The 12013-nt window shown below is 44.5% G+C and carries 10 protein-coding genes; all 10 read left to right on the plus strand.

Annotated elements, in window-relative coordinates:
• Positions 1 to 11: 11 nt before the first annotated feature.
• The 10 genes from JWH17_RS08055 to JWH17_RS08100 all read left to right on the plus strand — a co-directional run bounded on the left by JWH17_RS08055 (position 12) and on the right by JWH17_RS08100 (position 11212).
• Positions 12 to 1823: a sigma-54 dependent transcriptional regulator gene (locus tag JWH17_RS08055; protein WP_205222085.1), complete on the plus strand. Its 1812-nt coding sequence runs from the start codon at positions 12 to 14 to the stop codon at positions 1821 to 1823.
• 447 nt (positions 1824 to 2270) lie between these two features.
• Entirely contained in the window at positions 2271 to 4088 is a 1818-nt protein-coding gene (ftsH, locus tag JWH17_RS08060; protein WP_205222086.1) for an ATP-dependent zinc metalloprotease FtsH, read from the plus strand.
• Between the two features lie 50 nt (positions 4089 to 4138).
• Entirely contained in the window at positions 4139 to 4669 is a 531-nt protein-coding gene (locus JWH17_RS08065) for a cytochrome c3 family protein (RefSeq protein WP_205222087.1), read from the plus strand.
• Positions 4670 to 4712: 43 nt separating this feature from the next.
• Positions 4713 to 5648: a 4Fe-4S dicluster domain-containing protein gene (locus JWH17_RS08070; protein ID WP_205222088.1), complete on the plus strand. Its 936-nt coding sequence runs from the start codon at positions 4713 to 4715 to the stop codon at positions 5646 to 5648.
• A complete protein-coding gene (locus JWH17_RS08075) occupies positions 5645 to 6898 on the plus strand; it encodes a polysulfide reductase NrfD family protein (RefSeq protein WP_205222089.1) in 1254 nt (417 codons plus the stop codon). Before JWH17_RS08070 ends, JWH17_RS08075 begins: the two co-directional genes overlap by 4 nt.
• 247 nt (positions 6899 to 7145) lie before the next feature.
• On the plus strand, positions 7146 to 9080 hold the full coding sequence (locus tag JWH17_RS08080; RefSeq protein WP_205222090.1) for a GAF domain-containing protein: 1935 nt from the start codon (positions 7146 to 7148) through the stop codon (positions 9078 to 9080).
• Between the two features lie 270 nt (positions 9081 to 9350).
• A complete protein-coding gene (locus JWH17_RS08085) occupies positions 9351 to 9545 on the plus strand; it encodes a hypothetical protein (RefSeq protein WP_205222091.1) in 195 nt (64 codons plus the stop codon).
• Positions 9546 to 9607: 62 nt separating this feature from the next.
• Positions 9608 to 9904, plus strand: coding sequence for a hypothetical protein (locus JWH17_RS08090; protein ID WP_205222092.1), 297 nt, complete (start codon positions 9608 to 9610; stop codon positions 9902 to 9904).
• A 745-nt stretch (positions 9905 to 10649) separates the two neighbouring features.
• Positions 10650 to 10844, plus strand: coding sequence for a hypothetical protein (locus tag JWH17_RS08095; RefSeq protein ID WP_205222093.1), 195 nt, complete (start codon positions 10650 to 10652; stop codon positions 10842 to 10844).
• Between the two features lie 62 nt (positions 10845 to 10906).
• Positions 10907 to 11212, plus strand: a complete 306-nt coding sequence (locus JWH17_RS08100; RefSeq protein WP_205222094.1) for a hypothetical protein — start codon at positions 10907 to 10909, stop codon at positions 11210 to 11212.
• The last annotated feature ends 801 nt before the right edge of the window (positions 11213 to 12013 follow it).

Raw genomic sequence — 12013 nt, forward strand, 5'->3', positions numbered from 1 at the left:
GAGAACACTCAATGCTTGAGAAGCAAACACAACAGCAGACAGCCATTCTGGTGGTCGATGACGAAGAAAGCCTGCGCGACACTTTTCAATTTTTCCTACGAAACCAAGGGTATGCACCTGTTGTTACCGCCCAGTCATACGATGAAGCAATCAGTGAACTAGACAAATACAATTTTGATCTTATTATCAGCGACATAGTGCTTGGCAGTCATTCCGGAATCGACTTTTTACGTTCCATCAGAGAGAAAAATATTGATTGCCCGGTTGTTATGATTACAGGGTACCCCAACGTAGAAACAGCTGCCGAGGCTGTTCGACTCGGAGCCTTTGACTATATCCCCAAACCGGTCGAAAAGGACACGCTCCTTAAAATTGCTCGCCTGGCCCTTAAACAACAACAACTTGAGCAGGAAAAAAAAGCGGTAGAGCAGGAAAAAGAAAGGTACCGAGTCTTTCTCGAAACTGTTTTTAAAAGTGTGACTGACTGCATTATTACAGTTGATGCAAATCTTCGGATTATGGACATGAATCCGGCAGCACGACTCCTTTTTAACGAGCTGCATACAGGCCCGGTTGACAATTCAACCATTGCCGCCCTGTGTGCAAAAAAAGAATACGAACCGTTCAAAAATGACTTGCTCAAGGTCTTGAAAAGCGGTGTGGAAATTACCCAGCACCGGCAAGAGTGTCACACCACAAGCAACCAGGTGAAAGTACTGAGTGTGTGTACAGCACCCCTGCAGGGAGCTGCCGGAAGCCCAGACGGAATAGTGGTTGTTATTCGGGACATGTCCAATCCGGAGTCGATAGCGAGCGCAAGAAGGAGCTCCTTCCACCGCTTTATTGGCGAAAGCGATGTAATGCAGGCTGCATACACAATGATTGAGAATGTGGGAAGGGTTGACCTTACCGCCCTTATTACCGGCGAATCAGGGACAGGAAAAGAACTTGCAGCAGAAGCACTCCATCAAGAAAGCCATCGCAAAAACAGGCCTCTTATTAAAGTTGACTGCACTGCAATTCCCGAGAATCTGCTCGAAAGCGAACTTTTTGGCCATCGAAAAGGGTCTTTTACCGGAGCTGATCGTGACCGGATGGGCAGAATCCTTCAGGCTGACGGCGGCACACTGTTTCTCGACGAAATCGGCGACATCTCACACATGATGCAACTTCGACTGCTCCGTTTTCTCCAGGAAAGCACATTTTATCCTGTCGGCCAAGACACCCCCATAACAGTAGACGTACGGGTCATTACCGCTACTAACGTGGATCTTAAGGAAAAAGTGAATAAAGGCGAGTTTCGGGAGGACCTCTATTTCAGGCTGCGCGTGATAGATGTCATGCTCCCTGCCCTCAGGGAACGAGGGAACGACATTACCCTGCTGGCTAATTATTTTATCGAAAAAATTGCTCCCAAAATTTCTAAATCCATCAACGGCATTTCCGACCAGGCTCTGGAAAAACTATATAATTACCCCTGGCCAGGCAACGTACGAGAACTCAAAAATGTAATTGAAAGAGCATGTGTTCTCTGTGAAGGGCCATCTATCTCGACCACTGAGTTACCTCCGGAAATTGTTGATTACTCAGACCAGGCAACTATAGCTCATGAACCTACACTGCCTGAGCAGGAACCTGCGCCGCAAAATATTCAACCGGCTTTTCCAGACTCAGACCTCTCAGCAGCAGATCGAATCATGCTTGCTTTAAAGAAAACCGGCGGCAACAAGGCTAAAGCAGCACGGCTGCTCCAGATTGATCGCACCACGTTGTATCGCAAAATCAAAGAATTCAACCTGGACCTTTCCCGACTGGACATGTAGAGATGCCACACATGTGCTGCAACATAAGTGTTGTAAAAACAACACTTATGTTGCAGCAGTGCATACTCTCTCCTCTTCATTCCGCATCACCGCTCTCACTCTCTTAAGCTTCTTCAACACAAAACCACATCAGGTATAAAGACCTAATTTCAGCAAGATAAAAAGACAACTAAACTACAGTGCAGTGGAAGCTGCCGCCTTGCCAGCTAAAAAAAATATTCAATGTTTTAATATAGTTAACAAAAAAAACCACAGTTTTCCACGCTGTGGCATTGCCTGTGCAACAGTTGTCCAAGTTCTAACGTTCAGCCATACGACCGCCATTCTACTTCAAGCATAAAAATGTTTCGCGGTCAGGCATCAAAACTACCGTGTGAAGAAAATAACCATCGATCCCTGTTCCTTGTATATATACAAACAGGGAGGGTATGAAGGCAGACAATCTTGATGAAAAACCAAATACAGCTTGGCCTCCTCATCTTTACCATCGCATGCGTTATTCTTCTTGGATACAACGTCTACCTTCGCGAAATAACGCCTCCAGAGCAAACCTACACTGAATTTATTACCTCCCTGCAGCAAGGCGAAATCATCAACGTTCATCTGCGTGGTTCTCAAGTAACCGGAGAGTATGCTTCAGGAAAAAAATTCAGTTCCTACGCACCGGACGTCGCCTCACTCCTGCCTCAACTTCTCGAAAAAAATATTCATATATCCGCTGAGCCTGAAGCAGAAAAAGGAATTGTCACTTTTTTCAAGTTCCTTCTTCCCATGAGTATGCTTTACGGTGCCTGGCTTGTATTTAAAAGGAAATCCTCGGGCAGCTCTTCTGCATTTAATCTTGGCCGGCATTCCCGTTTTACTCCAGTAAAAAGCGATCGAGTCACTTTTCGCGATGTTGCCGGGATTTCCGAGGCCAAAGTGGAACTTCTTGAAATAGTCGAATTCCTCAAACAACCCGAAAAATATAGCCGACTAGGCGCCAAAATCCCTAAGGGGGTTTTACTTCAAGGCGCTCCGGGTACAGGAAAGACCTTGCTTGCCAAAGCAATTGCCGGAGAAGCATCGGTATCTTTTTTCTCTTTAGGAGGATCTGATTTTGTTGAAATGTTTGTCGGTGTTGGCGCATCAAGGGTACGTGACCTTTTCGCCGAGGCAAAAAGAAGTGCTCCTTGCATCATATTCATCGATGAAATAGACGCCATCGGCGGTAAAAGATCCGGCAATACAGCCACCGGAGCCAATGACGAACGCGAACAGACCCTCAATGCACTCCTGGTTGAGATGGACGGATTCAGCTCGGACAAAGCTGTCATTGTTGTTGCAGCAACCAATCGACCAGACATCCTCGACCCTGCCTTAATGAGGCCGGGAAGATTTGATAGGCAGATCACCATTGCTCTGCCCGATGTAAAAGGGCGAACCAAAATTCTTGGTGTACACGCACAACAAATTGCCATGGACAAGAGCATTGACCTGGCCGCCATTGCTCGTTCAGTTCCAGGGTTTAGTGGGGCGGAAATTGCCAATCTGGTCAATGAGGCTGCACTCATGGCCGGAAGAAAAAACAAAAAGAAGGTTGAATTAATTGATTTTGAAGAAGCAAAAGACAAAATCATTATGGGCCTTGAACAAAAAAGTATTGTTGTCTCTGAACAAAACCGTCGTGTTACTGCTTACCACGAAGCCGGTCATGCGATTGTCGGCATGATGCTTGAGGAAACCGACCCCCTTCACAAAATTACCATCATTCCTCGCGGAAGAGCCATGGGGCTCACTCAACATCTCCCCCTTGACGATCAACACACCTACTCACGAGAATATCTGGTTAACCGAATAAAAACCCTTCTCGGTGGCAGAGTCGCAGAAACGCTTGTTTTCAATCGGCTGACAACCGGCGCGAGTAACGATATTACCATGGCAACCGAAATTGCCACCCGGCTGGTTTGCGAATGGGGCATGAGCTCCTCCATTGGCCCAATCTCATATCGTATGGAAAACGAAAGTTTTCTCAGCCATGCCGGCAGCAGTAAACCTTACAGCGAAGTGACTGCCGAAAAAATTGATAATGAAATAACTTCCGTTATTTCTGAGTGCTACGAAGAAGCAGAAAAAATTCTCCGCAAGCACAATAAATTTCTCCATAAATTTGCAGAAGCTCTTCTCATCAATGAAACCATGGATGCGGAAGAGGTGGATATTGTCTTTCGCAGTTACGTAAGAGAGAGGAAGGTTGAACTAGAGCTGTCAGGAAAGAGGAGTTAATCGTCAACTTCTTGATTGTATATTTATCAAAAAAAGCAGGAGGAACCACAATGCGCAGTACACTCATGGCAACACTATCCATCATGATAATGATGGCTATTGGTGCCCTGTACCCCAACCAATCATTTGCCTTAGACGCCGAAGATGCTCCAGAGGTTGTAGAACTGGATGCGCTCTCAGACCTCTACGAGCCTGTCACCTTTGATCATGCGATGCACGTAGATGCAGCGGAATGTGTTGAATGCCATCATCATACAACCGGTCAGCAGCCTGTAGATCCCAACTGCCTGCGCTGCCATGCCACGTCTGAAGAAACAGACAGCATATCCTGCGGTGAATGCCACAGCGCTGAAAGGTTTTCTCCTCAAGACCTTAAGGAAAGAAGCAATCCCGATCTTTACCACATAGACAAACCTGGGTTAAAGGGTGCCTATCACCTCAACTGCGTTGGCTGTCATGAAGAAGTAGATGGACCAACAGGATGCCAGGACTGCCATGCCATGACGGAAAAAGGCAAAAAACAGTTTCAGGTATCAATTGTCCCGCCTAAGGCAGGCTCAAAAAAAGACGCACATGAATAATGAGCAGGCGATGTCCTGAAAATACAACCAGTGGTAATGAACAATGAAAAAGTTACTTAATCGCAGAACCTTTCTCAAAGGAAGTCTGGCTGGATCTGCAGCTGCCGTATCCGTAGGTCGCTCCCAAAAGGCTATGGCCAAGGATTTTGAAGGTTATCCCGAATCCATGGGTGTCCTGGTCGACCTGTCACGATGTGTCGGCTGCAGAAGCTGCGAGGCTGCATGTAATGAAGAACAAAATCTTCCCGCACCTGAGAAACCCTTCAACGACTTTTCGGTCTTTGACGAAATGCACCACGGCCAAAAACGGCGAACCGATGAAACGCGGTATACAGTGGTCAACAGATACGATGTCCCGGAAATAGACCATCCCCTGTTTCGGAAAATTCAATGTAACCATTGTCAGGAGCCTGCTTGCCTGACTTCTTGTTTTGTTAATGCGTATACCAAAACACCTGAAGGAGCTGTAATTTATGACGCATCAGTATGCGTAGGCTGCAGAACCTGCATGGTGGCCTGTCCATTTTACATTCCTGCCTTCAGGTATTCCAGCGCTTTTAACCCCCGTATCATGAAATGTATCTTTTGTTACGATACACGCCTCAAAAACGGTCAGCCTCCTGCATGTGTAGAGGCCTGTCCTCAGGAAGCCCTTACATTCGGCCACCGTAAAGAACTCATCCGAATCGGCCACCAACGTATCCGCGAAAACAAGGATCAGTATGTTGACCATATTTACGGTGAACACGAGGCAGGAGGAACGGCATGGATGTATCTCTCTCCAGTTGATTTTGAAAAAGTAGGCTTTGACACTTCAGTTCCCAAGGAACCTATCCTTAATTTTGTAAAGGATTTCCTTGCTATTGTACCCATGGTGTTAACAATTTGGCCCGCCCTGTTTGCAGGAATACATCTCCTGGCAACACGGAAAGATGGCATTAAAAAACAGCAGCAGACAGAGGGGGAGACAGAAAAATGAAAAAAATGGCCCAAACATCCCAAGAGATACCTATTGTGGACCATAACCGCAATGATGGTACCTTATGGTTAATTAAAGAAAAAATTCTCCTGGGATTAAGCCCTGAAGAATATAAAACAATGCTGAAAAGAAACCCGGTTAACTGGTTTCTGTTTGTCCTGCTCGGGGTCGGCATTCCATTAATTATAATCCGTTACCTTTTTGGACTGGATACCGTCACCCATAGCTCAAATGATTATCCTTGGGGCCTTTTCCTTGGTTTCGGCCTGTTTGGCATGGTCCCTCTTTCCGCTTCCGGTTTTTTACTGGGCACCACCGTTGAAATATTTGGCCGTAAGGACTTTGTACCCATCGAAAGACTTGCGTTGCTCAACGGCCTGCTTGGCTATTTTTTTGCTGTTGTCTATCTGGAAGTTGACCTTGGCATGCCCTGGCGCTTGCCCTATCCAATGTTTGTCTCTCTGGGGCCCGCAGCCGTCCTCTTTTTAGTTGCGTGGCATGTTGCTACTTATCTCTCGGTACAGATAGCGGAAATCCTGCCCGCCTATTTCGAATGGATAGGCTGGCTCAAAGGAAAACGATTTATCAAGTCCATTACTATAGGGTTGACCATTGCCGGTATTATTCTCTCCACCTTGCATCAGGGTGCGCTAGGAGCCTTGTTCACCTATGCGCCGACGAAAGTTCACCCCCTGTGGCTCTCAACTAACTTTATCTGGATACATTTCTTCTGTTCAGCAATTTTTGCAGGCCTCTCAATGGTTATAGTTGTCAGCACGCTGTGTAAACGATTCATGACCTGGAGATGTGACGAACGATTCCTCAACAATATAGATGACTTGACGGTAAAACTTGGCAAGGGGTGCTCTTATGCCATCATCACCTATCTGGTGATCAAGGTGGTTGGAATCGCCCATGACAATGAATGGGCCTACCTTTTGACCGGTTGGGGCAATTACTTTATGCTGGAAATAGCTGTTGGCGTCATTTTGCCGTTTTTCCTGTTTACCATCGGCGTCAAAAACTATTTGCCTAACCTGGTTCGCCTGGCAGCCTTTATAAGCGTACTTGGGATTATTTGGAACCGTCTCAATACCGCTCTTATCGGCTTTAACTGGCAATTATACCAGGAAGTACCTCGCTGGCAAGAAGTGTGGGTAACATGTACGATCTTTGCTATATACTTCATGGTCTATCGCTTTATCCTGTACCGGCTTCCAATTCTGTATGAATGGAAGGGCGACAAATAATGTACGAATCATCGAAGTAAATACTAGAGCCCGGAACAGACAATCACTGTTCCGGGCTTATTCTTTTGGATATCTTGAGTCTTTTTTTAATCAAAACCTAGACATTTTTTGACTACAGGCATATGAATTATGCTCAAGTCTACGCATAGGTGCCGCTGTACGTAAAAACGCTGAACAAAGATCGAAAAAAAGCTTTCAAGATTGCCTTTAACTCAAACTACGCGGAAGCGCTGGAAACACTTCAAGCATGTTTTATTCTTTTTTTTCCTCATTACCGATAAAAAGGATTTTCCCTATTCTCACCGGCTGCATCCTTATACTTCTGCTGGGAGTACTTGTTCTGGGTTCCCGTCAATATATACTCTATAGTCAATGCACCAATGCCGTAGCTACCAGTGATAAATTATTGTTCGAATTCACCGCACTCCAGAAATATTTAAGCGAATCACTGGTTGGCGGCACTAATCAAGTCAATGTTTCGAGAGTTAGCGAGAAATTTGAACAACTTAATGCCATGACCGGCGAGTTGAAAACAAATACCCTGGTTGCCGATTCCCTTAAAAATGGTCTCGCTTCCAGAGAAGATTATGTCGCTCTTGTTGCCGACTTACAAATGATGCAGGATAACCCTGCCGTACTAAGAGAAAAAAAGATTTCCCTCATTCAGCAACTCAATACCATCAACAACCGGCTGCAAAGCTTTCGCATATCGCTTAGTGATTATACCCAGGCTATTCTCCAGGGACTGCACAATATCATTATCGGTATTCTTGGTCTCTTTTTCGTTCTCAGCTGCACCTTACTTTACACCCTGAGCCGTTATATCGGCCCTTCGCTGGTCCGTCTCGTCAATGTTTCCTTTAACCAAGACCAGCAGGAATCATTACACAAAGAAAAAGCCAAATACACCCTGGATGACCTTACTTGCAAAGTTTCCAATGTTATGACCACCCAGGAACGTTTATCAAACGTCGTCCTTTCTCTCAAGCCGTTGGCGGTTTCCATTGGTGCCCAAGTAACAACGACCCAGTTACAGCAAAAAATATGTGATGCATTGATCACCAACCCTGATTTCACCTTTGTCTGGATAGGTGTTCATGACGAAAAAAATATCCTGCTCCCCCTATGCTGCAGTGAGAGTAGTGTCTCCCGAAAAGTATGCCTCCAAGCGCTTAAAGAAAGCCTTGTACATTGCGAGAAAGATGGTCATATCTTTCAGCCGGTCTGGCAGAGTTTACAAAAAGAACACCTTGTTGAGCAGCAGTTTAACATTTCCTCTTTCCCTGTTGAACTTGGGGACTTTGACGATCAATACCACCAAGTCGGTACCAGCATATCCTTTCCATTACTGAACAATGGTACCCCCAAAATTGTCATCGCCATTTATAGTCCTTTAACGGATACCTTTCCGCCTGAGTATCTTGAGTTCCTGTCCACCATGCTCAATCACACTTTTTCTTTTGCCAATCGACAACAGGAATTACTGACACAGCCGGAAGCCATAACGGCCCCACAACACTTTCAACGTTACTGCTATACCGCTTCCGGAGCTGTCTGCAACGAGTTCGCCAGCAGCATTACCAACCTTATAAATGGAACAATCAACTATACGCAGCAATTAATCGACCTCTCAGAACAGGTCAAGACTCGACCAGAAGCTATAAAAATTCTCGACAACATGCTGGTGGAGGAGAAAAAAATAGCCAGACTTGCGGCAAACATGCTGCTCGCAGGAGGTAAATATCAAAGCACAGGAACAGGCACTACGCTCAATACATTTATAAAGGGAATTTCAGCAGTTTTTACAAAACCTCTACAGAGCGAGTCCATTGAATTACTTATCGATTGTCCAAACGACTGTACCATTAAAACACCGATTAATACCCTTTGGCTGATAACACTTACCATTCTCCAACTCGGAAGAACGTCTCTGCTACAGGATGCCTCCGCGAACAAGAAATCGATCTCAATCGCCTGTTCCCAAGATCCAGAGAAGCAACAACTCTCTATCCAGTACACTAACTCCGCCAAATCATGGGATATCGCAACCCTTCAAAATCACCCAATTTGGCCATCTCTTGACTACTGCACACAATTAATGCAACAAAACCATGGTGACCTTACTCTTCACGGTAAAAAAGAACTTCTTCCCCATACCTTGAGTTTATCCCTTCCTTACTGACAGTTACAGGACAGACAGCTTACAGCAGCAGCTGTTGCCACACTTTATTGCAACACTGTTGCTGCGCGACCTGTAGTGTACCTCATAAATGTTGTAGGCGCGCCCCCTACCATCCTCAGCCTAAAAGAGAAATTTAATTCAAATTTCCAGCATGTTACAGGTTAACAGCCCTTTTTTCTCTCTTTTTTCTATTTTGGCACCTCAGATGCAAAATCATAGGTAAAGAAAACGATTAGCATCTAACAGCCCATAAAGATAGAGGAACAAGCCATGACAACTCAAGTGCTCAAAAAACATGAAACCAAAGTAAACGTTACTCAGGAAACCTCAAAATTTTCACTCATCGCAGTGATGACGATGGCAAGCTTGGTTGGAATCTGGGCACTTGCCTGTCTTGTTGGTGGATTGATAAGCAGCGGTACCGGTAATCTGATCAGGGGTTACATCACAGCAATTTTTGGATAATACATCGATTTTGACCCAACAATCTATCTTGATTCAACAATAGTTCACAGGAGAAACGAAAAATGGCTACAACAAAAAAAATGACAGCCGGTATCATGCTTGCTTCCAGTGCTTTACTCATGCTTTGGGTCGCAGCAGCTTTTATAGGAGCCTTGAATCAGGTTAATTGGCAAGTCAGTGAGCTTATGCGGCAATACATGCTGGCAACAGGCATGATGAAACCGTTACACACTCTGGTCGATTATTACACCCATATCAAAGGCATTGAATACCTGATCTGTGTATCCTTTTTCGTTGCCTTTCCGGTATTCGTCAAATACATCAACAAAGAAAAAAGACCTGTTCCTGTTATGAAGTAAAAGCAGCACCTTCCCTTGCAAATACCCGGCTTCGGCCGGGTATTTTTGTTTTACCCCCTCCACTTTTTCCATTTTTCAACCCATCACTTTCATACCACTCTCTGATATTTGGCTCGACTCCCCCTGATGTCTTATCAGGTCTGGTAGTGCCTGGTTCAAAGTTTCTGGTAGCAAAACAGATAAGCGTAGAGCACGACAGTAGCGGCACGCCTGTTGTAAAATTCCTGACTCCTCTCGAATCTGAACGAGTTTTCTACGCTTTCAAGACACTCTACATGTACCCAGCCTGCTTGGAGGAAAGATGCACTGTAACACCATCCTCCGAAGTGGACGACTCTAGGGCAATTACAGTTCGGAATAGATTGACGGTTTGTAGATCTTCGCTAACTACAAGTTACAAAAGAATTTAACCTTTCCACCAAAAACATTTTCCCTCATCTTTACTGACAGTTACAGGACAAGAAAGGTTTCCACCCCTTCACTACATTTGTGCGGCACGCTCTATAGAGCAACACTTTATTGCAACATAGTTGTTGTCCAAACTGTAGCATGCAACACTAGCGCAGCATAGACTCACCCCTTTCGCCCAAGCCCATCCACAAAAATTATTCTTATATTTTCAGCATATTACACGAATATTTACTTTTACCCGGCCGTCTATTTCATTTTGGCATCACAGATGCAAAGTCAAGGGTAAAGAAAACAAAAAACCAGATAAGAGCCCATAAACATAGAGGAAAAAGCCATGACAACTCAAGTTCTCAGAAAACATGAAACCAAAGTAAACATTACTCAGGAAACCTCAAAATTCTCACTGATCACTGTGATGACCATGGCAAGCTTGGTTGGAATCTGGGCACTTGCCTGTCTTGTTGGCGGATTGGCAAGCAGTGGTACCGGTAATCTGATCAAAGGTTACATCACAGCAATCTTTGGATAACACATCGATTTTGACTCAACAATCTATCTTGATTCAACAATAGTTCACAGGAGAAACGAAAAATGGCTACAACAAGTAAAACAAGAAAAATGACCACAGGTATAATGCTTGCTTCCAGCGCTTTACTTATGCTTTGGGTCTCAGCAGCCTTTATAGGAGCCTTGAATCAAGTTAACTGGCAAGTTGGCGAGCTTATGCGGCAATACATGCTGGCAACAGGCACGATGAAACCTTTACATACTCTGGTCGATTATTATACCCATATCAAAGGCATTGAATACCTGATCTGTGTATCCTTTTTCGTTGCCTTCCCGGTATTCGTCAAATACATCAACAAAGAAAAAAGACCTGTTCCTGTTCAGTTATGAAGTAAAAGGAACACCTTCTCTTATAAATACCCGGCTTCGGCCGGGTATTTATGTTTTATGCACTCCGCTTTTCTATTTTTCACCCCATCACTTTCATGCCACTCTCTGACATTTTGCCCGCCTCCCCCTGATGTCTCATCAGGTCAGGTGGTGCCGGGTTCCAATTTTTTGGTAGTGAATCACAGCAGACTACCGGATTCTTCGATTACCATTTACTGCAGAAATACTAAATGCCGAAAAAGATGGTGACGCATGTACTAACCTTCGGTGAACATTTTGTTAAATATTGTATCTCATGATCTATAACTGTATGAGCCTGAAATTAATTCCCCCCTCAAAAAAACACTATTCTAAACCTAAATTCAGGTTCATACGTTTAAGTTTGACACAAGAAAGTTGCCAACTTGCCTATCGATCGGTAACTGTAACCAAACAAGTGGTTTTTCTCCACGACAGCGCATAGCATTTCCTTTAAAAAAATATTTCTCCTCTCTTTTCTGACAAATAGAGGACAACAAGAGGCAGCGTGGGCTTTCGCCACACTTGTGCAACACATACTAAAATACCACACATTGCTGCAACACAGCTGTCGTTCAAACTGTAGCATGCAACACTATCGAAGCATACTGCTCACCCCTTCACTTAAAACCACAAGAGAAAATTATTGCAATATTTTCAACATATTGAACAGAAACTTGCCTTTTTACTAGTGCGTTTCTAACATTGGCACCACATATGCAAAATAAAAAGTAAAGAAAACAAGAAAGGCCATATAATAGCCCATAAACATTGAGGAAAAAA

The sequence above is a fragment of the Desulfogranum marinum genome, from assembly GCF_016918565.1.
Classification (GTDB): Bacteria; Desulfobacterota; Desulfobulbia; order Desulfobulbales; family Desulfobulbaceae; genus Desulfogranum; species Desulfogranum marinum.